Genomic DNA, 22,471 nt, shown 5'->3' on the forward strand with positions numbered 1-22,471 from the left:
ACAAAAAAGAGACGTTTCGGAAGCCGTGCTCCATTCGGATCAAGGCTTCCAATACACGTCTCAGGCGTACAACACACGATTAGAAGCATTCGGCGTGAAGGGCAGCCACTCTCGCAAAGCAACCTGCCTGGATAACGCATGCATCGAATCCTTCTTTTCGCATCTCAAGACAGAGAAGCTGTACCTTAACCAGTGTAATTCAGAAGCAGAGATTCGACAAGCCGTGGAAGATTATATGTACCATTACAACTACCGACGTTTTCAAGCCAAACTCAAACAGCGCGCACCGATTGAATATCGATGCGCACTGGCAGCATAGCTTTTTTCCATCTGTCTACTTGACAGGGGTAAGACCATGAAGCAGGCTTTTTGGCTTACTGTAAATACAAATAAAAAGCCGCACACTCAGATACAGTCTGAGGATGCGGCTTGTTTTGGAACGTTATGCCTGATTCAGGGTTGAAAATGTATGGCTGCAGAAGGTTCGGATTCACCCGCACTGTTGCTGGCAGATACCTTGAACCATCCACTGGTCGATGCGGGTACTCCATAATCCATGGTATTTCCCGCTGTTGTTCCAATTTTGGTGTAAGGAGCTGAGCCTGTTTCACTGTAATATACAGCATAACTATCTGCGTTTGGACTGGATGCCCATTGAATACGCAGTCCTTGAGAGAGGGCAGATACGCTGACTTGACCAGGTGTGCCTGGGGCTGTCGTTGTTGTATTATCGGTCTGCGTTTCTCCTGGTGTAATGACTGTACCTGGAACTTCAATTGGCTCATTAATCTCTTCTTCCACAGGAGGAGCTACACCAGCACTATTTACTGTAGCGCTAGGAGCAGATTCTCTGCCGGCAACATCCACTGCCGTTACATAGAAGGCGAAGTTACCGCCTTGCGCTGCATATGCAGAGAATGATCTGGAATCACCAGTCAGGACAACCTGACCCTGGTTCTGGAATCCTCCGCCGTTTACAGAACGGTACAAACGATAACCCACGACATCATTTTCAGGTGTGGCATTAAATGTAATGACAGCTGTGTCACCTGAGGTTGAGATGCGTACGTTGCCTGGTGCATCAGGAGCTTTGCCGTTATCCGTCCTTGGATCAATCTGTGTTGGCATGTCTGCACCAGCATCTTCAGGAAGATAATAAGCAAGTGACTCATGTCGACTCATACGTGAGAATGCATTTTGCAATTCTTTGATGAGATCCGAGATTGGTTTTTTACGCTTGATGACTGTTTTTTCCTTCAACATGTCCGAAGGTGTTCCGTCACGCGGAATATAGTTTACACCATTGTAAGTAATGTACTTGGCTTTGGCTACACCGTCATCGCTATCCTTCGGAACAAACTTGCTGTTGAAAATATCCGTAACAAATTTGTCAGTCATGGATGTTGGCAACTTGCCACTGTATGCAGACACCGTGCGCGTTTCGATGCCAGACGGTTTTTTGAACGAATCCGTAACGAACAGATCTTTTTGCGTATCGATCACTTCGTTCAGGATTTTCGACCATAGTTGCTGCGCACGTTTTCTCTGTGATTTACTTTCCAGCGTATTCACGGGCTGTTTGTATCCAACCCACACGCCAAGTGTGACATCTGGTGTATAACCTTCAAACCAGACATCTGCGTAGTTTTGAGTGGAACCCGTTTTACCTACGATTGGCACACTCTTGGAATATTTGTAATTTTCACGTACTTTATCTGCCGTTCCTTCTGTAATAACGGTCCGCAGCATATCGGTCATCAGGTATGCTGTCTGCTCCGAGAAGGCTTGGACAGGTTCAGTATCATGTTTATAAACGATGTTTCCTTTGGAATCTACAATTTTGCTAATCATGTAAGAATCGTTATATACACCCATATTGGCGATAGCACCATAGGCACTGGTTAATTCTTCAACGGTTACACCGTATTGGAGACCTCCGAGAACACCGGTCTGAGCCTGATAGTCTTCCTTCTGGATGGTGGTAATCCCCAGTTTCTTGGCGAAGGTCCAAGCCTTCTCGATCCCTACTTCTTCATTAAACAACTTCAGAGCCGGTATATTAAGAGAATAATTCAGTGCTCTGCGGGCAGTGACCAGTCCCTGATACCGGTTGTTGGCATTCTTGGCAATGTGGTATCCGCTCGGACCATTTTTGAGAATGATCGGTGAGTCATCAATAATAGAAGCAGGTTGGACAAGACCTTCATCTAGCGCAGGAAGATAAGCGGCTATAGGTTTCATCGTTGAACCTGGCTGACGTATCATCTGCGTTGCATAGTTCATCTGTTCGTCCTGGAAATTCCGTCCCTCAATCATACCTAGAATAGCACCGGTTTTGTGATTAATCAGCATGGCAGCAGTTTGTTCTTTTCCTTTGACAGGATCATCTGCTGAGAAATTGCTGTCATCTTCCGCAATGGTACGCATCGTTTTGTAGATACTTTTGTTGATGGTCGTGTATATACGATATCCACCTGTCCGCAGTTGCGTCTGAGCATCCTCTAATAGTGCACTGCTTTCCTTCTGAGGTGTGGCTGCATCCGTAGCTTTGTCTGTAGATTCAGCTGTGTCGGAATTCAACTGTTTCATCAAAATCTGTGCAGCTTGTCGTTCCGTTTCCATCATAAGATATGGATAAGTGTTGTAAGCCTTGATGGTCTTCGGAGCTAGAGAGCTTTTGATATCAAAAGCAAGAGCTTTGTCATACTCGGACTGATTGATTTTGCCCAGTTCAAGCATACGGCGCAGTACCAGATGCTGACGGTTGATTGCGCGGTCAAAATTCTCCTCTACAAAATCACCTTTACCGTTAAAAGCGGAGTAAGAGGAGGGGAGTTGTGGCAATCCAGCAAGATAAGCAGCTTGAGCGATGTTGATTTTTTCTAGATCGTTAATATTGAACAATCCTTTGGCGGCCGCTTTGATTCCGTAAACGTTGTATCCGCTGGAACCATTACCAAAAGGAACTTTGTTCAGATAGGCTGTCATGATCTCGTCTTTGGTCAGGAAACGTTCGAGTCGGAGTGAGAGCAAAATTTCTTTCACTTTCCGATCTTCCGTGCGATCCAGATTCAAAAACACACGACGCGCCAATTGCTGAGTCAGTGTACTACCGCCGGTTTGTACTGATTCTTTCAGCACTTTCTGTTTCACGGCACGTAGTGTTCCGCTCATGTCTACACCTTTATGTTCGTAAAAATGATTGTCTTCAATCGAAATGACAGCATCAATAACCTTCTGTGGGATCTGGTCCGAAGTGACCGGACGCCTGTCTTCTTCCGTACGTAATTGACCGATCGGACTGCCGTCGGCAAAGTAAGCAAAGCCTGTGATGGAGTTTTCGCTGACTTTTTGTTCAATCAGGGCCCTTGAACGGACAGGCTCGTCTTTCACAATGGAACTGACGTATCCCATCAAAGCACCGCCTACAAATAGTGCCCCCATAAATCCTAGGACAACCATCCATTTGACGAAACTTCCCAGTCTGCGGGCAAAGCTGCGTTTGCGTACAGGCTGTTCATCGGGCTTTTTCTTATTAACATCAACCATTCAGTGTCTTCCTCCTTTTAACAGCACTTATTATAGCATAAAAAGGCGGGTTTGCATGCCTGAGAAATACAAGTAATGGTCGAAATTTGCCATTCTGCCATGCATTATGCTATATATCATGCGATATTGAAGCACATTTCATGAGTTGTAAGCCAAAATAAGCAGGCCACCTCCATGCTGAGGTGCATAGGGTGACCTGAATGATTTGTCGTATTGGAGGTCTTCTACATTAGGTTTTGAATCGTTGAATCAGTTCTAATAGTTCCTGGGTAAGATTAGCCAGTGAGGCAGATGCCGCCGTAATCTCTTCCATGGATGCGAGTTGTTCCTCAGAGGCGGAGGCAACACGAGTTGCATGATCTGCCGTCTCATGACCAATGGTTTTGAGTTTCACTAACGTGGCATCCACCTGCTGTGATCCAGCTGACATCTGCTGCGCAATGGCTGATACATGCTCAATCTGCTCATTAACATCTGTGATCTGTGATGAAATGGAGAGGAATAGTTCACCACTTTCATGAATCACTTCCGCTATATGGCTAACCTCGGCATTCCCCTGTTCCATATTTTCAACGAGAGAAAGGACCTCTTGCTGAACACTATGAATTAATGCTGCAATCTGCGCTGCCGATATTCTGGATTGTTCAGCCAGATTACGAATCTCGGAAGCAACAACACCAAAGCCGCGCCCATGTTCACCTGCTCGTGATGCTTCAATGGAAGCGTTAAGGGCAAGAAGATTGGTTTGTCGGCTAACTTCTGTGATCATGCCTGTAATATGGCCAATCTCTTCCGAACGTTGACGGAAATTCTCCAGTGCGGTCATGGACGTCTGCACAGAAGAGGTGGCACTATCGACCATACGCATGGCGGACTGAATCTTATCGGTTCCGACAGTTGTTCGCTCAGCCACAGCTCGCGATGAATCCGATACATCGGAGGCGGCCTTTGCAATTCTTCCGATCCCTGCAGATATTTCATTCATGGAACGGGAGGACTCTTGCAGCTCCTGCACCTGTTTACCTGCTTTATCTGCAACTTCGACTCCTGTTAATGCAATCAGTTCGGCTGCTTTACCTGTTTCTTCGGCACCTGCGGTCAATTGTTGAGAAGTAGAGCCGACAGATAAAGCATGTTCGGATATAACTGATATGGTATGCCGCAGTGTATCCATCATCTGATTCATATGACCCGCCATGACGCCAAATTCATCTTTGGATCGTACAGGTAACTTTTGTGTCAAATCCCCGCCAGCCAGCTGTCCAGCGACGATATTAACTTGATTCAACTGCCTTACAATGGAGACGATAGTGTAGGTAACCACACTTGCAAGCAGAAGGACAGCCAGTGCGGCAATCAGAATGGACCAGTTCAAGCTGTCATAGAAGGGTTGAAGGATATGGCTCTTTGGCAGCGCCGATACAAGGTACCAGTTTGAATCCGTTCCTTGTAACCTGGCGGGCTCGGCAATAAATAGTTCTTCCCCTACTTCAGGGTCAGTGGCGTAAAACTGAGACTCGCCAGATTGTATACGCTGAATAATTGTCTTCATTTCAGATGGAATTACGGCTCCTTCATTAGCCAGTTCCGGTTTGGAGCCGTGTGCAGCAATCTGTCCTCCACTAGTAATCAGCATGGCATAACCCTGATCCGGATTAAGTGATGCTATATTTTGCTGAAAACGATCAATGGTAAAGTCGGCCCCAACAATGCCCAGAAAAGTTTTGTTTTCATCTAATAGAGGGAGGACAATCGAAACGAGTAGTGTTTCTTTTCCGCCAACTGTATAGGTAACTGGCTCGGACCAATAGATGGATTTGGTTTTCTTCGGCTGTTGATAGTATGTACTGGTTTCACTGTTTCCCTCATAGGTAGTCAGAGGCTCAAAATGCAGGGAGTTACCGTCCCGTATGGCGTAGGGGATGAAGCGGCCTGTAGCATCATCATAGTCATTTTTATTCACGTGATCCGCATCGTTTCCATCAAAGGCATTTGGTTCCCAGCCCGTATAAAAGCCAAAAACTTTCTCGTCCTTTTTCAGATACTGTTCAAGGAGTCTAACGACTTCTTCGCGGTTGAGAGACCCGTTCTGAGCGGCATCCAATAACGTGGTGCTCATGGTGTCCAATGTGTTTTTGACCTGATTAATGTCTGTCATAAACTCATTCGTAGCCCGGTTTGCTGCTTGTCCAGCAACAGTTTCGCCGTACTGGAGGCTTTTGTCGTAAATGGATTTGGTATTAAATGCAATCAGGGCTCCAATACAACAGAGTAATACGATCCCGAGTAAAAGTCCAAGCTTAACAGCGAGCTTGCGATTGCGAAAAAAATGCATGTTTTAATCCCCCTCGATGTCATTCTTGTGATGTATATATGGATGTGTGCTTCTCCTGAAGGGAGTCTATATTTTATATCGTTATTTACGTTCCTATAATGAAGATAATTAAAAAAAAGCATAGAAAAACAGCTGCCGAGAAAATCTCGACAGCTGTTTGGATTGAAACTTTAATGTGATTGCAACGATTAACGGTTGTAGAACTCGACGATTTGTTTTTCATCGATGTCTTGGGACAATTCAGCACGCTCAGGCAAGCGGATGAATTTACCTTCTACAGCTGCTTCGTTGTATTCAACGTATGCTGGAAGATGCGAACGGCCTTCCAAAGCTTCTTTAACGGAAGAAAGAGCGCGGCTCTTCTCACGCAAGCCGATTACATCACCAGTGCTTACTTGGTAAGAAGCGATATCGACTTTTTTACCGTTTACAGTTACGTGACCGTGTGCTACCAACTGACGCGCTCCAGCGCGGGAGTTAGCGAACCCAAGGCGGTAAACGAGGTTGTCAAGGCGGCACTCAAGCAAGAACATGAAGTTCTCACCGGCAATACCTTGCATTTTTTGAGCTTTAGAGAACAGTGTGCGGAATTGCTTCTCGCCCAAACCGTACATGTGGCGCAATTTTTGTTTTTCTTGCAATTGCATACCGTAGTTGCTCATTTTTCTGCGTTGGTTAGCTCCGTGCTGACCTGGAGGGAAAGGGCGTTTCAATTCTTTGCCTGTTCCGCTAAGGGAAATGCCGAGGCGACGGCTCAATTTAAATTTAGGACCAGTGTAACGTGCCATGTTTAAAGTAGCTCCTTTTTAGTTAAAGTTCATATTAGGGCTCTGTTTGCGCTCCAATTTGTTGATGCGGGCTTGGCCTCGCATAGAACGATCAGGAAAGTTCAGCCGCTGTCCTGAAAGCAACAAAAAGAATGAGGGTGACACAACCGGTAATGCCCAAATTTAAAGACCCATTAGTAGTCTTCATCAACAATTTATATTACAGTTTAAGAGAAACAAAGTCAAGCATAGAATAAAAGCAAAAAAACGTCTAAATTTGTCGATAGGTCATTGGGCCTAAAATAATGGGACAATTTTCTGAAATATGGATGCAAAAAAGCTATAAACAGAGTAAAATAGATTGTATCTTAACTTTAAATCATCTTTATGTAACAAGGTTATCGCAACGAATTTGCAGGTTTGCGATAACGTCTGCAGATTAATGCATCCTGGTGGATGCAAAAACGGTGCAAAGGAGCGCCTGACATGTTAGAACATCTAAGAAGTTTACCTGCCAGCTTGAATTCACGAAGTTCGGGCGATTCCGCATCTTTTGCCGCTCCTCGTTCTCATGAAGAGCATGTGTTGTGGATGCAAAAAATGGATATCACACCTTTTGATTTTTCATATTTGGGCAGCTTGCTAGAGCAGGCATACAGTGACTGGAACTCCAGAGTGGGTTCAAGGCTGACCAGAACATCAACCTTTTACAGCGTGTGGAACACGGAAGGTGATTGCATAGGATACGATAGCGATCATGAAGCTGATCCGGGTGTAGATGCACGCAGGCTGGTATTGGAATGTTTGGATAAGAGACAGGTCCTGTCCCTTAAAGGGACAAGCGAACACGGAGAATATCTTATAATAACACATCCCTTATTCTCCAGAACAAACAAGGATATGTTTGCCGTATTTACTGCTGTGATCTATGAATCCAATGGATATGAAACGTCTGAAGCTGTGGTTCAATCTGAGGCATTGCATTATCGCACCTGCTTTTACCGAAGATTTGAATACATATTTATGACGGACCTGTTACATGCTCATGAACAAACAGCCCGTGAGGAACACCGGAGGTCCATCCTCTTTCAGATTGTTCAGCGAATGCATGACAAAATGGATGTCGAGGCCATATTGGATGAGGTATTTGACAGTATGGACTACTTGTACCCGGCCACTTATATCAAATTGTATATGTCTCAGGATCAGAGCAATTCTGATCCACGGATTAAACCGTTGCTTGTCCACGAGCGAGGAGAAGATATTTGTGTGCGTTCATTTATGGAAGGTAAGCTGATCGTTGCTCGCTCAGATGATGCAGAGAACCGCATTGTAGATATAGGGATTCCGCTCAAAGGCAAACAAGGCATATACGGTGTGTTCCATATCGAAATGAATGAAGAGATTATGGAAGAATCGGACTTGCAATTGATTACGATGATGGTAGACACTGCAGGAACGGCCTTTGAGAACGCCAAGCTACATGAACAATCCAATATGTTAATTCAGGAACTTCGTTTAATTAATGATCTTACACAGCGGTTGAACAAAAGCCTGCATCTTTCGGAGATCTATCAATTATCCGAGCAAGAGTTAAAGGAAATATTCCAGGCTGAAACGTGTTGCATTCTTCAACTCAATGACAGTACAAATGACTTCGAAGTCATGTCATCTAACGTGAAAGATGTTTTTCACCAATCCTTTTCTGTAGACTACGGTATCGCAGGTTTGGTGTACCGAACAGAGGAACCACTTATTATAGTCAATTATGCACACTATGATAAAGTGTCCTCCTTTTTCATGGAAGATACGGGATCCATGTCACTGATTGCATCACCGATCAGAGTCAATGGTGAAGTGAAGGGTGCCATTTTGCTGGGACACAGTAGAGAGCACTACTTTTCATATGATAACTATCGGCTCTTGCAGATGTTATCCATTCATATCGGACTTGCTCTGTCAAATGCCACGCTGCATGCCGAGGTTCGGCGCTTGGCTAATCTGGATATGTTGACAGGTCTGTATGTGAGGCATTATCTGGACAGTGTGATTCACGAGCGACAGGCTCATGAATTCTGTGGCTCCCTCATTGTGGTGGATATTGATCAGTTCAAACAGGTGAATGACACATTCGGACACCAGACGGGGGATCAAGTATTGAAGCAAGTGAGTGAGATCGTCACCAGCTCTGTTCGCTCAGAGGATGTCTGTGCCAGATGGGGTGGAGAAGAACTGGCGATCTATATGCCACAGGTGAGTGTAAGGCAGGCGTTAGATTATGCGGAAGTGATTCGAAAGAGAGTCGAAGAAGAGACCAGACCGCCCGTTACAGTATCCAGTGGCATCGCAGAGTGGAATTGGATGGATGAAAAGGTCAGTGTAGAGTCCTTGTTTTATCGGGCTGATATGGCTTTGTACAGCGCCAAGAATGGTGGTCGGAACAGAATCGTTGTAGAGGAACAGAATGTAACACGTTAAGAGAACAATTCCAATTGCGGAGTCGTTCTCTTTTTTTTGTGCATGGGAGAATCAAGTTGTGTATAGAAGGAAGTATAAGCATATACGGGCGGGGCAATCTATGGAGAAAGTTCACGGAAGGGTGAAGATAGACATGTTTAACCGCCATTCGGTACGTACATTATGGTTATTTGTGAGCATTGTGATTATTGGTGTTCCGGGTTGTGGATTAATCCAGCGAGATCAAACGCCTGAAGAGGTTTTTTCCTTGGCCTTATCGGGGATAGCGGGAAAAGAAACGTTGAGTTTTGAAGGAGAGGCAGGACTTCGACGGGAGAACAGCGGGCTGTTCGAAAATCAGTTCAAATTTGAAGGCAAGCTGGAGAATCATGATCGTCTGACCCTTCAGACCCGGTTACCAGGAGAAGTGACCGCTGTGGGTACAGCCATTCAAACAACTGCCGTAAAAAATAATGGACAGCCCAGTGGGTTTAGCGCCTCTTTCGAGCGGAAACAAGGGCAATGGATGGCATTGTCAGCGCAGCATGAGCCACTGCGAGGGTCTCTTTCTCGTTTTAACCCAATTGCCCAATTGGAGAAGATCGATGGGATGCACAAAACCATTCAATCCGAGTATGGTGCTGGTCGTCGAACCAGAACATTACGGATTGAACTTGCACCGGAAGACGCCAAATCATGGGCTGTAACCCAGCTAAACGACGAGATGAACGCCATTCGGTCAGAATATATGCATAAGGCAGCTTCGGTGAAAGGGGCGCGTAAGGAGAAGCTTGAGAAGGATCTGGAGAAAGTTTGGAAACAGGGTGAAACAACGATGCAACAGATGATGAAACAAGCGAGCGTGCAGACGGTATATCATCTCACGGTAGATCGGAAGAGCAGTCTGCCTCTTCGCTTATCCTCTGAAAGTCAGATGAGTTATACGGACAACAACCGTAAAAGTAACAAAGAAGCCCTTGTCACCGATGTTAACTTCAAGTCATATCAATAAACGAAGTGAGGGACTGCCTGCTGACGGGATGACTGTTCGCGTGCTACAATAGTATCGTAATTTACCGTTGTTCAATTCAAGTATGGCAGATGACAGGAGGATTTTACCAAGATGAAAGACCCAAGAATTCAAAAGCTTGCAGCAAATCTGGTGGGCTATTCAGTAGATGTACAGCCTGGTGAAAATGTATTGGTTGAGATGATTGGATCGGAACGTGATCTGATTAACGCCATTATTGAAGAGGTAGGCAAAAAAGGTGGTAACGTCTTTGTACAGTTGACTGATAAAACCGTACAGCGTGCGATGCTGAAAAATGCCACAGAAGAAATGATGAAAACATGGGCAGAGATTGATCTGAACCGTATGAAACAGATGGATTGTTACATCGGTATTCGCGCGGGAGAAAATGTGAATGATCTGTCCGATGTGCCGGAAGAAAAAATGAAAATGTACAATTCATTGTACTCCCACCCGGTACATAGCGAACAACGTGTCAAACATACGAAATGGGTTGTACTTCGTTACCCTAACGCAAGTATGGCGCAACTCGCCAATACAAGTACAGAAGCGTTCGAAGATTTCTACTTTGACGTATGTAACCTGGATTACGCCAAAATGGACAAAGCGCAGGACTCGCTCGCTAACCTGATGAAGCGGACGGACAAAGTTCGTATCACCGGACCAGGAACAGAGCTGAGCTTCTCCATTAAAGATATCGGTGCAGAGAAATGTTCTGGCCAAAAAAATATCCCGGATGGCGAAGTGTACAGTGCCCCTGTGCGCAATTCCGTGAACGGAACGATTAGTTATAACACACCAACGCTGTATAACGGAGTGACATTTGAAAATATCAAGTTCACGTTCGAGAATGGAAAAATCATTGAAGCCACAAGTAACGATACAGAGCGTTTGAATGAAATCCTGAATTCGGATGAGGGTGCTCGTCATATCGGTGAATTCGCGATTGGATTTAACCCGCATATTCTTCATCCGATGAAAGATATCCTGTTCGATGAGAAAATCGCAGGCAGCTTGCACTTTACACCGGGTCAGGCATACGAAGAAACGGACAATGGCAACCGCTCGTCCATCCACTGGGATCTGGTATTGATCCAGCGTCCGGATTACGGCGGCGGGGAGATTTATTTTGACGATGTGCTGATTCGCAAAGACGGTATCTTTGTTATTCCTGAGCTGGAATGCCTGAATCCGGACCGTTTGAAGTAGGAGCAGGATTTTGCTGTTGCTAGGAAAGCGGATTCACGGTATCATGTAGTGGTAATTAATAGATGATACCAATAGTAAAAAGACGGAGGGATTCCTATGTCGAGTAATAACGCGGCTGTAGTGGAAATTGCTCAAACAGCAGGCAAGTTTACTTCTTCAATCGTGCTTCATTCGGAGAACAAGTATATCGATGTAAAAAGTATTCTCGGATTGTTTACAACGCTGATCAGCACGCACAGCTATGAACTGCATGTTCATGGTCCAGATGCAGTTGAAGCAAAAGCAGCCATGTCAGAAGTATTTGCCAAGCATGGACTGAATGTAAGCATCGCATCTGAGTAATAGCTCTCAAGAAGCACCTTTGCCTTTTTAGGCAGGGGTGTTTTTTGGCATGAAATGATCTGAATACTCGTCTGGACGTGACTGGAACAGGTGGATTAAGCTTCAACAAAAGGCTTAACTTTGCGGGCTTATTTTGGTCAGGTTCTTGTATTAGCTCTTCATTTCGTCTAATATTAGAGGTAGAACGTCTTTACGCGATTTTTGGGACATAGGGGGGAAAAATGCATGACTTCATCTGATCTGCAGGACCAGCTGAATTTGAAAGCGATCAGTCTTCTTCAAGAAGATGCAGATAAAATACAGAAGCTTATTGAAGTACAGATGGAGAATCTGGCTACCCGCTACTGCCCTCTCTATGAGGAAGTATTGGATACACAGATGTATGGGTTCTCCAAGGAAGTTGATTTTGCTGTTCGTGCAGGGCTCCTTCCAGAAGGTGCAGGTAAGCAGCTGGTTAGCGCGCTTGAGCGGAATTTGGCAATTCTATATGAAGCCTTGAACAAGAAGAATGAGCAATAGCCTGCAAATGCGCGGGTCAGAATAGAAGGCATGCAGGCGTTTATGCATGCTTTTTTTGTGCGTCTGAACGGGGATGGAGATATAGCCAGGCGGAAGGCGTATACAAACAAAGAGACAGCACCGAATATATATTCGGGCTGCCTCTTATAGTTTAGATCGGAAGGTTGTTCTGTCATCGGAGTGTTCAGTGTAAATATTCTTTAGTTCAACTTATATCGCTACGTGAGGGCCTGGTTACACCAGGAAGAAGGATACACCGAGTATGATATATACCACGAGCAGGAGTAAACCTTCGTACCAATTCGTTGAACCATCTTGGGTAATGGACTTTGCAATAAATACGGATACGCCGATGGCGACCAACTCAATCGTTGTAAATACGATATCCATGGTTCTGCCTGTGAAGTAGCTGACAAAAATCAGAACAGGAGCAACGAAGAGTGCGATCTGCAAACTGCTTCCAACCGCAATCTCAACGGCGGCTCCAATTTTATTTTTCATGGCAAGCATGATGGCTGCACTGTGTTCGGCCGCATTACCGATGATGGCGACAAGGAATGCACCGACAAACAGTTCGCTAAGTCCAAATTCCGAAGTGAAGACTTCAAGCGTGCCCACCAGCCATTCACTGACGAAGGCAACCATGACTGTTGCGAGCACCAGGTAGAGAATAGATTTTTTCTTGGACCATGCCGGAGCATGCTCATGAGGTAGCTCTTCATCGCGATCCTCAGTGACGTCTGCAAGGTAGTTCTTATGCGTAACCATGGAGAATAGCAACCACGCAATATACGCGAGAATGAGCAATCCGGCCACGATGAGACTAAGTGTATTGGTGTCTTTCTGTGTAATGGAATGTGTATTGAGAAAGACTGCTGGAATAAACAGGGCAATGATGGCAACAATCATCAGAGAACCATTCAGACCTGCAAGTGAAACATTATAATTCTGAATTTTGAACTTGAGTCCCCCGGCAAAAATACTTAACCCGAGCACTAACAGCAGATTTCCGATGATGGAACCTGTCAGACTTGCTTTGACCATGTCGAACAGTCCCTCTTTGACGAGGAAAATGGCGATGATCAATTCGGCGGCATTGCCGAAGGTTGCATTCAAGAATCCACCCAGCCGCTGTCCGGCGTAGTGGGCCACATTTTCGGTGGCTTTGCCTAAAAAACCGGCCACAAAAATAACCGAAATGGCTGATATCACGAACTGTAGAATCGAATCCCATTTCAAGTAGTGGGCGATGGCACTGAGTGCAAAGAATGCAATCAGCAAAATGGATGAAATCCGGTTTCTCACAACAAACACCTCGGTTATAAATTATTTTGTTTTGAATTACACTGTAAATCGCTTATGAGATTATTTTCATATTTCAATATAACCAAATGGTGGTAGGTTGTAAACGCATCTTTTTGAGTTTAATTTGCTTTTTGGGGTGGAAAGGATTTAAAATACGAGTAACGAAGTGAAGGAGGATGTGGCATGGCAGAACAACTTCAACTGGAGAGCGGAAACATCCGGATTGCCGATGACGTGGTTGCAAAAATTGCCGGAATGGCTGCAATGGAAACGCCCGGAATTGCCGCAATGTCTGGAGGATTGTCAGAGGGCTGGGCGAAGCGACTCAGCGGTAAAAACGTACAGAAAGGCGTGAGCGTTGAGGTCGGCCAGCTGGAAGCAGCCATTGACCTGCGCATCATCGTCCTGTACGAAACCCCGATTCATGAAGTTTCCCGTATGCTTCAGCAGAATGTAAGAGAAGCGGTAGAGACCATGACCGGATTACGCGTGGTTGAAGTCAATGTAAAGGTAGAAGGCGTATCTTTCAAAGGCGACGATCTGTAGAAATCGCAATCCGCAATGGAGGACAGAACGATATTGACCTGTTCTTCATCTTGATAGACAGAGTTTATTCAGTACACAGAAAAGGCTGCGCATCCATTGGGTGCACAGCCTTTTTTGAGTTGTTTTTTATCGAATCCGACGGATGGACTCCCGTGAACGAAGAGCAGGAGAGGTACGAGTCTGTGTCTGTACAGTCACGGACTTCGTTTTCTCTTCCTTGATCACGTCCAGATTGTTAGTACGTGAGATACTGAGCAGAATGCCCATGGCAACCATCATTACAAAGAGTGAGGTACCCCCATAACTGATAAACGGAAGCGTAACCCCCGTCACCGGAATGGTCTGAGTTACACCACCGATGTTGATAAATGCCTGAATCGCGATTAGTCCCATGATACCTATGCCGACCAATGTTCCGAATGGATCGGGACAGCGGAGAGAGACAATAATTCCGCGCCAGATGAAGTACAGGTAAACAAGCAGGAATAATGCACTTCCGATGAATCCGAGTTCTTCCCCAATTACGGAGAAAATAAAGTCATTATACGCATTTGGCAAATAATGCAGCTTCATCGTACCTTGTCCAATCCCGGAACCTGTTATGCCGCCATCACCAATGGCAACAAGGGAACGGTAAAGGTTAAGACTTCCGTCCGTGGGATCTGATAAAGGGTCCAAAAAAGCTTGAATTCGTCCGATTTTATAGTTCTGCTTGACTTCTGTAACAGAGACAGTTGAACTTGAGCTATCTGAAGGAGACATGGAAGAAAACAGGGAATTCGCTCCAAACGCCAGTGCCCCACCGAGTACAACCAGGAGAATCGAACCCAGGATATGTTTCATACTGGCTCCACCGGCATAGATCAAGAGACCACAGGTGGACACCAGAATGAAGGTGGTACCGAAGTCTGGTTGCAGCATAATCAGCCCTGCGATGAATCCAACGATAAACAGGACGGGAAAATACCCTGTCTTGAAAACCCTGAAGCCTTCACCTTTTTTGGTGATCAGTGCAGAGAGGTATAGAATGATAGCAATTTTCGCGAACTCTGCGGGCTGAAGACTGAAACCAAAAATGTGAATCCAGCTTCGTGCACCGTTTAATACTGCACCTGAGATCAAAACAATCACCAGCATGACCGTAGTAAGCAGGAAAAAGGGCGCATAGAGCTTTTTGTACTTGTTGAAGCGGATATTCATGGCAAAAAACATGCCAAATAGACCGATAATCGCCCACATAAGTTGTTTTTTCGTGAAGTAAAGGGCATCATTGTTAAATCTTTCGCTTGCGATTGCAATGCTGGAACTGGAGCTGAATACCATCACCAGTCCAAAGCCCACCAACAATAAAGTGAGGATTAGCAGTTGAAAATCCGGCGTGCCTCTCTTCGTTTTCGTTTGGGCCGTTTGTTGTTTCATCGTTTGGCCCAGCCTATGCTTCCAGCAGTTCTTTAAGCTGCTGTAATTTTTCGGCTGCCAGCTTCACGACTGGTTGCGGAACGGAAGAGTCATAATCCAGGCCGTGAGGGAAGGTGGCTTTGCCAAGGTACACTGCTTCAACAGCAAGAACGGTATCCGGTTTTTCCAATTTTCCTTCCACTGCGCGGGTATTAATGCGTACAAAGTATTCTGAGTTGGTTTGTTCATCTTCAATTTTGTAGTCATATGTAGCACGGTAATATTCCCATTGCCACCGGACAAATCCGACTTTCTCGGCGCTCTCATCCAGGTATGCCAAGTCGCTCTTCAAGCCATCCAAGCCTGTATTCTCAAAAATCATAAGCGTTTGATCCTCCTCATAAGCTTCCGAGTATAAATTCTCGAGTATTTCTCTAGTTCATGATAGTATGTTTCCCCTTCCCGTGCAAGCTTTCCCAAGGCGTTTCGTATCGGTTTTCTTCCAATTCTGCTACAATATATAGCAATAGGTTTGAAGAGGAAGGTTCGGGCTTGATCCAAGTCCCGTTTAAGATTGAAAGGGTGGAGAGACATGACTAATAATATATGGTGGGAAGATCTGCAGATCCACATGGTGGAATGGCGGCGTCACCTTCATCGCAATCCAGAGGTTTCCTTTCATGAGGAGAAGACATCCTCTTTTGTAGCGGATATGTTGGAGAGTTTTGGCGTGGACGTAAGGCGTCATGTTGGTGGTCACGGGGTCATCGGTACTATTCGTGGGGACAAGCCGGGTCCTGTCGTCATGCTGCGAGCTGACATGGACGCACTGCCAATTCAGGATGAGAAGAATATCGAGTATGCGTCACAACAAGCAGGAGCGATGCATGCATGCGGCCACGATGGTCATATCTCGATCTTGCTCGGTACGGCTTTGTATTTTAGCCGTCACAAGCAGGAGATCCAAGGCGAGATTCGCTTTTTGTTCCAGCCAGCAGAAGAACTGCTGCCGGGCGGTGCAGTTCAGGTCATTGCGGATGGTGCGCTTGAAGGCGTGGATGTCATATATGGCATTCATCTGTGGACCCCGCTGCCTGTAGGTGTTGTTGCCAGTAAGGCAGGACCGATGATGGCGGCGGCGGACGATTTTTACATTGAGATCAAAGGCAAAGGTGGACATGGCGGGATGCCACAATCCACGATAGATAGTCTTATCGCGGGTTCTGCGCTTGTGATGCAGCTTCAGACCGTTGTCAGTCGTTCGGTTGATCCATTGCAACCCGCGGTGCTGACCATTGGTACAATGCAGGCGGGCTCGGCTCAGAATGTAATTGCAGAGCAATGCAAAATGAGCGGTACGGTAAGAACGTTTGATGAAGAGACCCGAAACGGGATGAAAGAGCGCGTGCTTACCATGGTAGCCCAGACAGGGGCAGCTTATGGGGCAGAGACGCAAGTGAAATATATTATGGGATATCCGCCTGTGGTGAACGATGAACAGGAGACAGCACGTTTCTTCAGAGAAGCTACAGAATTATTTGGAGCAGAACGAGTGCAAGCTTCCCCAATGCTGATGCCAGCGGAAGATTTTGCGTATTATCTGCAGAAGGTTCCAGGGTGCTTTATGTTTGTTGGAGCAGGCAACCCGGATAAAAATGCGATCTATCCGCATCATCATCCGATGTTTGATTTTGATGAAGACGCGATGCAGACAGCCGTGAGATTATTTATCGCCATGGCTAAGGGTTACACAGCAGAATGACTTTATAGCCAGTTGGGCATCCTGTTCATACCGAGGTATGGGCAGGATGTTTTTTTGTGGATTTTTATAGATGTTGTTCAAAAAGTCCATCTTCTCGGTACTGAAAACCAGACTTTTTGAACTCGCAATTATAGAGGTTCATTTTCGGAAGCTGCCGGAACTGGACTTTTTTTGTGATAGGAGGAAGGCTCCAAATGGAAGGAACAGAACATAAGGTAAGGACAGATGCTTGTATCGTTCAACGGGATTTTACGGTTTTGCTGGAGGTTGGACACCCCGGATTCGAAAGAGCAAGAGAGCAGATTGGGATGTATTCAGAACTGGTTAAGACACCGGCAGCGTTCCATACTTACCGAATCACTCCGTTATCGCTCTGGAATGCGGCTGCGCTGGGATGGAATGCAGATCAGGTCATCGCAAGTCTGGAGCTGGTATCCCGCTGGAACGTGCCTGCTGCACTCATACAGGATGTTCGGAGAATCATGGATCAGTATGGCAAATTAAAGCTGCATTCCGAAGCAGATCACACAAGAATGCGTCTTTACAGTGAGGATGAGCGGTTGCTGGATGAATTAAGTGGATTGAAAACGATAGCTGCCTTTCGCATGGAACGCAAGGACGCTCATGAACTTCTGCTCCCAGGAGAACAGCGAGGGTTATTAAAAAGGGAATTAACAAGGTTAGGTTACCCCGTACTTGATTACGTGGGGTATCGGGAGGGAACCAAGCTTTCATTCCAATGGCGAACCAATGATCCAGGGGACCACTCTGAGCGATTTGCGCTACGTTCTTACCAGAGAGAGGCTGTGGATGCATTCGAAGGCAGTGAGGGCATGGGAGGAAGTGGTTTACTCGTACTTCCTTGCGGGGCAGGCAAAACGGTCATTGGCATGGCTGTGCTGGAGCGGCTTCAATGTGAATGCCTTATTTTGACGTCCAATACAACGTCTGTGCGACAGTGGATTCAGGAAATTCAAGACAAAACCACGATTACCAGCGAACAGATTGGTGAGTATTCAGGTCAGAAAAAACAGGTAAAACCTGTGACTGTAGCTACATATCAGATTCTTACACACCGGAAATCAAAGGATGCTGATTTTACCCACATTAAACTGCTCAGTGAGCGGCAATGGGGGCTGATCATATATGATGAAGTACATTTGCTGCCAGCACCAGTGTTTCGTGCAACTGCGGATATTCAAGCTACGCGAAGACTGGGATTAACGGCTACATTGGTTAGAGAGGATGGCTGTGAACAAGATGTTTTCTCGCTGATTGGTCCGAAGCTCTATGATATGCCGTGGAAACAACTGGAGCAGCAAGGGTGGATCGCTGATGTACAATGTCAGGAGATACGTATCCCGTTTTCCCCGGAACTAAGATCGAATTATCTGCAAGCTGAGGTTAAGCACCAATTTCGATTGGCTGCCGAGAATCCGGCGAAAGTACGTGTAGTCAAGCGTCTGTTGGAACGTCATCGGGATTTGCCTGCACTAGTGATTGGACAATATCTGGATCAGTTAGAGTTGATTGCCCGGGAAATTGAAGCACCTCTGATCTCGGGAACCATGTCACAGCAAGAGCGAATCAAATGGTTTGCCGCTTTTCGACGAGGGGAGATTAAAACGATTGTTGTATCCAAAGTTGCCAATTTTGCTGTGGATCTGCCCGATGCTGCTGTTGCACTTGAGATATCCGGAAGTTTCGGGTCAAGACAGGAAGAGGCACAGCGTTTGGGGAGAATTCTGAGACCAAAAGCTGGAGAAAACAAAGCATATTTCTATGCACTGGTATCAGAGGACAGTAAGGAACAGGAGTTTGCATTAAATCGTCAGATGTTCTTGGTGGAGCAGGGATATGAATATGCCATCGTGCATGAGAACGAATAGTTCATTTATACTCGCGAAAAGAGGAGGGATTGGGAGATGTCTTCATTTCAACCAATAGATGAGCCTGTGGTACTGAACCTTGATTCATGGTCAAAGCTTACTTTGGTGGAGCAAAAAGTGCTTGGTGCAATTTTTCACAAAAATGCCGGTCAGCCTTTTTCCTCCCTCCTGCCCCGAGAACAGTGGGCCATCGAAGGACTAAGTGTCGCAGAAGCCAAATCTTCATTCGTCAACCTTAGGCAGCAAAGATGGATTGAATCTGTATATAAGAGTTGGGGAGAGCGACTATTCTATATTCCTGCTTCGTTGATGGACACATTGACGCTTGCTTACGCACAAAAAGTGGGCATAACCGTTAAACAGATGGCACAGCATGCTTATGTATTACAGGAAGGAAAGCCGGATATTGCTGCAGAGCTGCTTCATCTGATCGCGTGGATCGAAAGAGAAGGACTTCCTTTGACAGGTAAAGGCACTATACATAAAAAAAGTGTTCAAAAATTAAGTGTGATCACGGTATTATCTTCGACAGACTTTGAAGGTCTGGGTATCCGATATGAACATTCGGATTTGTATCCGACCCACGTAGCAATCCTTCTTGATCTACTGCTCAGTCTGAATCTCGTTCAGAAGTCAGGTGGCCAAATTCAAATTGTAGATCATCGATTACAAAAATGGTTGAAGCTTTCGTGGAGACAGATGCATCGGGAAATATATCAAGCGTGTATGGAAAGATACGGTGAAGCTGAACCCGCGTTGCAGCATTTCCGTTATCAATTGGCAGTGCTTGCTCCAGAAAAAAACATATGGTGCCATATAGAGAATTCGGAATTGAAACCACGAGTCAGGGGCTGGCTCTGCGCACTGGCTGGCTGGGGTTATGGTGAAGTAGGAGAAGATCAGTCGGGAGAGCTGGCATTCCGCTGGCTGATCGAACCGCAGAGCCTGTTAAATCGGGAACAAGAGATGGTAAGTGAGACGGAGCCGTCTGGATTTTACATGCAGCCTGATTTTGAAATGTTGGTGCCGCCGGAAGCAGGGCCTGATGTGATCTGGATGCTTGAGCAATACGCAGAACGGGTGACACGTGATCGAATGTCCATCTACCGTATGACAAGAGAACGATTCATTTCGGCCTTAACCAGAGGGTATGAATTACATGAAGTGATAGAGTTTCTGGATCAATATGCTCTGACAGGTATACCGGAGAATGTACGTATTGCGTTAGCAGATTGGGGAAAGGAGACGGATGCTGCACCGTTGACTGTAAATCGGAGTATGAAGGTCATGGAGGCAAGTACAGGCCCCACAGATGATCCGAAATTATCAGAAAAAGATATGTTGAGCGGTGTATATTCTTCTTTCTACACACCCGATAATCAAGGTCTGGTTGATGTTCCTGCTTCTCTGCATGGGTTGGAGCGTGATCATTCTGTCATTGAGAAGAAGTTCTCTCTGTTGGGATTTGAGGAGATACCGGAGACCTGGTACAGGGAGTGGCGTCGATATCATAGTTCAACCGCACGACAGATTGCTGCCAAAGCCATTGAGTGGCAGACCAAGCTGGGTATACAACAGGAAAATCGTACGCAATACCTCATTCCACATCAGGTAGAGGGTCATGAACAATGGACTTTAAGCGGTTGGTGTATGCTGGATTCAAGTGAAAATACATCAGAGACGGAATGGCGTACATTCTCCCCGTCAGAGTGGGATACAATGCGTCTTATCCTGCCAGATGATGTCATAACCTGACTATTTCACGTGAATATCAGGTTGAAAGGCGAATTTTCGAGTTCCCCGTATTTCTAATTGCAGGAAAAACTCTTCTTAACTATTCATGGATATGCTATGATGAGGTAGTCTACGTTAAGTAGAACTTTATATATAGATAGGATGAATATTTCATGAGCGTAGCGGAAATGAACACGGTCGATATGGCCCAAGTGTTAACGGGCGCATATGAACTGGGCGACATGATTAACCAATCTGCCGAAGTATCGGATTATTTATATTGGAAGCAGCAAGTCGAGACTACCCCTGAGATTCAGATGGGGATTCGGAAGCTGAATGCCAAGAAGGAATTGTTTGAAGAAACACAGCGTTTCGGTCATTTTCACCCGGATTATCATGCAGCAAAAGACCAGGTGAAGGCTCTGGAACAGGAGTTGGAAAATTTCGAGGCGGTAATCCGCTTCAAACAGGCAGAGAAGTCCCTGGATGATATGTTATTCCAGATGTCAGAGACCATTGCATTTGCAGTGTCAACGACCATTAAGGTACCGAGCAATGATCCGAATCCGAAGGGCGGCTGCGGTAGTGGCGGCAAGTGTGGTTGCAGTTAAGTAATCATTATAGAAGGGCGGGGAACGATGATGTTTGCGGAAAGGACAGGATTCATTATTTGGGTCAGTGATTTGAAGGCTGCCCGTAATCTCGAAAAATATGGCACCGTGCATTATATCTCCCGCCGTATGCATTATGTAGTCATGTATGTTAATGCAGAACGGGCTGATGATACGATGAAAAATGTGAAGCGACTTTCCTATGTGCGCAAGATCGAACGCTCGTATCGTAATGAGATCAAAACCGAGTATGCCAGCAAAACGATGGACAAAACGAGCTTTTACGGAATATAGACGAGAAACTGGAGGGACCCTTTGGGGTCGCTCTTTTCTTGAATTATACACAAATTGGCTATTGTGAAAAAAAGTTAAACTTACGCCTTGAGGTTGCGGGACTAATGTTGTAATATATTTGGTAATAAATAGATAGAAAGTCCTATCTGGTGGAGAGTGATTCCCATGCGTGATAAGGTGATGCAACGTTGGAGCACCTACGAGCCGTTTTTCGTGGCTCTTGGAGACAAGAAAGTGGCCGACATCGTCATTACCCATCATGCCAAGATGCGGTATGCAGACCGTATTGAGCCTGCACGTAGTGATGATGACCATATTGCGGCGTGGTTATGGGAGTGTCTGAAGCAGGACCGAATAACACCATACTACCGTAATGAACAGGACGTCTACCTGATTGATGAGGATCTGGTGGTGGTCGCCGAATTTTCCGAACTTGAAGGAGAATATGATATTGCGGGCAACCCGCTGCACAAAATGATTGTAGTTACGTTTCTGGGACGTATGTCGGAGACCATTGAATTAAGGGACCTGAAGTCATATTATTCATGGTTAAGACATTCAAGAAGAATGACGCTGGTCAAAAATAGCCGTAAGCATAAGTAAGTTGGAGTAGATTCAATATGTTGAACTCATAGATTCAAGTATTATCGCATGCAGACAAGCTGCATGCTTTTTTTGTTGCCAAGCGGGAAATCGGCTACAATGTAGAGAGTGTAATCGAAGA

General features: G+C 45.6%; 19 protein-coding genes. 13 read left to right on the top strand and 6 right to left on the bottom strand.

From position 1 onward, the window contains the following. Nucleotides 1–319, top strand: a 319-nt coding sequence (locus ACE04G_RS29980; RefSeq protein WP_486094560.1) for a transposase, incomplete at its 5' end; no start/stop codon positions are given. A gap of 134 nt (nucleotides 320–453) precedes the next feature. On the opposite strand, the gene ACE04G_RS29985 is transcribed toward ACE04G_RS29980, so the two are convergent. The 3 genes from ACE04G_RS29985 to rpsD all read right to left on the bottom strand — a co-directional run bounded on the left by ACE04G_RS29985 (nucleotide 454) and on the right by rpsD (nucleotide 6,672). Further along, complete coding sequence (locus ACE04G_RS29985; protein WP_449005355.1) at nucleotides 454–3,549, bottom strand: transglycosylase domain-containing protein; 3,096 nt, start codon at nucleotides 3,547–3,549, stop codon at nucleotides 454–456. 229 nt (nucleotides 3,550–3,778) lie between these two features. Then, complete coding sequence (locus tag ACE04G_RS29990; protein WP_449005356.1) at nucleotides 3,779–5,884, bottom strand: methyl-accepting chemotaxis protein; 2,106 nt, start codon at nucleotides 5,882–5,884, stop codon at nucleotides 3,779–3,781. Nucleotides 5,885–6,072: 188 nt separating this feature from the next. After that, entirely contained in the window at nucleotides 6,073–6,672 is a 600-nt protein-coding gene (rpsD, locus tag ACE04G_RS29995) for a 30S ribosomal protein S4 (protein WP_062835377.1), read from the bottom strand. 465 nt (nucleotides 6,673–7,137) lie between these two features. Here rpsD and ACE04G_RS30000 point away from each other — a divergent pair, with 465 nt between their 5' ends. The 5 genes from ACE04G_RS30000 (at nucleotide 7,138) to ACE04G_RS30020 (ending at nucleotide 12,208) form a co-directional block, all read left to right on the top strand. After that, nucleotides 7,138–9,129: a sensor domain-containing diguanylate cyclase gene (locus tag ACE04G_RS30000; RefSeq protein WP_449005357.1), complete on the top strand. Its 1,992-nt coding sequence runs from the start codon at nucleotides 7,138–7,140 to the stop codon at nucleotides 9,127–9,129. A gap of 100 nt (nucleotides 9,130–9,229) precedes the next feature. Continuing rightward, the gene (locus ACE04G_RS30005; RefSeq protein WP_449005358.1) at nucleotides 9,230–10,120 is read left to right on the top strand and encodes a hypothetical protein; all 891 of its coding nucleotides are present in this window, start codon (nucleotides 9,230–9,232) and stop codon (nucleotides 10,118–10,120) included. 111 nt (nucleotides 10,121–10,231) lie between these two features. After that, complete coding sequence (locus ACE04G_RS30010; RefSeq protein WP_076211404.1) at nucleotides 10,232–11,347, top strand: aminopeptidase; 1,116 nt, start codon at nucleotides 10,232–10,234, stop codon at nucleotides 11,345–11,347. A gap of 96 nt (nucleotides 11,348–11,443) precedes the next feature. After that, the gene (locus ACE04G_RS30015; RefSeq protein ID WP_036614658.1) at nucleotides 11,444–11,689 is read left to right on the top strand and encodes an HPr family phosphocarrier protein; all 246 of its coding nucleotides are present in this window, start codon (nucleotides 11,444–11,446) and stop codon (nucleotides 11,687–11,689) included. A gap of 225 nt (nucleotides 11,690–11,914) precedes the next feature. Then, the gene (locus ACE04G_RS30020) at nucleotides 11,915–12,208 is read left to right on the top strand and encodes an Fpa/YlaN family protein (protein ID WP_017687426.1); all 294 of its coding nucleotides are present in this window, start codon (nucleotides 11,915–11,917) and stop codon (nucleotides 12,206–12,208) included. 234 nt (nucleotides 12,209–12,442) lie between these two features. Here the strand turns inward: ACE04G_RS30020 and cax are convergent, their stop codons facing one another. Continuing rightward, on the bottom strand, nucleotides 12,443–13,513 hold the full coding sequence (gene cax / locus ACE04G_RS30025) for a calcium/proton exchanger (protein WP_036674882.1): 1,071 nt from the start codon (nucleotides 13,511–13,513) through the stop codon (nucleotides 12,443–12,445). A 183-nt stretch (nucleotides 13,514–13,696) separates the two neighbouring features. Between cax and ACE04G_RS30030 the strand changes: the two genes are divergently transcribed. Further along, nucleotides 13,697–14,059, top strand: a complete 363-nt coding sequence (locus tag ACE04G_RS30030; RefSeq protein ID WP_017687428.1) for an Asp23/Gls24 family envelope stress response protein — start codon at nucleotides 13,697–13,699, stop codon at nucleotides 14,057–14,059. Nucleotides 14,060–14,185: 126 nt separating this feature from the next. Here ACE04G_RS30030 and ftsW read toward each other — a convergent pair whose 3' ends face one another. Together ftsW and ACE04G_RS30040 are read right to left on the bottom strand one after the other, a co-directional pair. Then, on the bottom strand, nucleotides 14,186–15,478 hold the full coding sequence (ftsW, locus tag ACE04G_RS30035; RefSeq protein WP_449005359.1) for a putative lipid II flippase FtsW: 1,293 nt from the start codon (nucleotides 15,476–15,478) through the stop codon (nucleotides 14,186–14,188). 13 nt (nucleotides 15,479–15,491) lie between these two features. Continuing rightward, a complete protein-coding gene (locus ACE04G_RS30040; protein WP_074095774.1) occupies nucleotides 15,492–15,839 on the bottom strand; it encodes a YugN family protein in 348 nt (115 codons plus the stop codon). A gap of 210 nt (nucleotides 15,840–16,049) precedes the next feature. Here ACE04G_RS30040 and ACE04G_RS30045 point away from each other — a divergent pair, with 210 nt between their 5' ends. The 6 genes from ACE04G_RS30045 to ACE04G_RS30070 all read left to right on the top strand — a co-directional run bounded on the left by ACE04G_RS30045 (nucleotide 16,050) and on the right by ACE04G_RS30070 (nucleotide 22,350). Beyond that, complete coding sequence (locus ACE04G_RS30045) at nucleotides 16,050–17,219, top strand: M20 family metallopeptidase (RefSeq protein WP_449005360.1); 1,170 nt, start codon at nucleotides 16,050–16,052, stop codon at nucleotides 17,217–17,219. A 194-nt stretch (nucleotides 17,220–17,413) separates the two neighbouring features. Beyond that, the gene (locus ACE04G_RS30050; protein ID WP_449005361.1) at nucleotides 17,414–19,108 is read left to right on the top strand and encodes a DNA repair helicase XPB; all 1,695 of its coding nucleotides are present in this window, start codon (nucleotides 17,414–17,416) and stop codon (nucleotides 19,106–19,108) included. A 36-nt stretch (nucleotides 19,109–19,144) separates the two neighbouring features. Beyond that, a complete protein-coding gene (locus ACE04G_RS30055; protein WP_449005362.1) occupies nucleotides 19,145–20,863 on the top strand; it encodes a helicase-associated domain-containing protein in 1,719 nt (572 codons plus the stop codon). 152 nt (nucleotides 20,864–21,015) lie between these two features. Beyond that, nucleotides 21,016–21,453: a YlbF/YmcA family competence regulator gene (locus tag ACE04G_RS30060; protein WP_036614642.1), complete on the top strand. Its 438-nt coding sequence runs from the start codon at nucleotides 21,016–21,018 to the stop codon at nucleotides 21,451–21,453. Nucleotides 21,454–21,483: 30 nt separating this feature from the next. Beyond that, nucleotides 21,484–21,747, top strand: coding sequence for a YlbG family protein (locus ACE04G_RS30065; RefSeq protein WP_026080981.1), 264 nt, complete (start codon nucleotides 21,484–21,486; stop codon nucleotides 21,745–21,747). Between the two features lie 165 nt (nucleotides 21,748–21,912). Continuing rightward, nucleotides 21,913–22,350, top strand: coding sequence for a hypothetical protein (locus ACE04G_RS30070; protein WP_017687436.1), 438 nt, complete (start codon nucleotides 21,913–21,915; stop codon nucleotides 22,348–22,350). Nucleotides 22,351–22,471: the final 121 nt, after the last annotated feature.

Source organism: Paenibacillus sp. AGC31, from assembly GCF_057334655.1.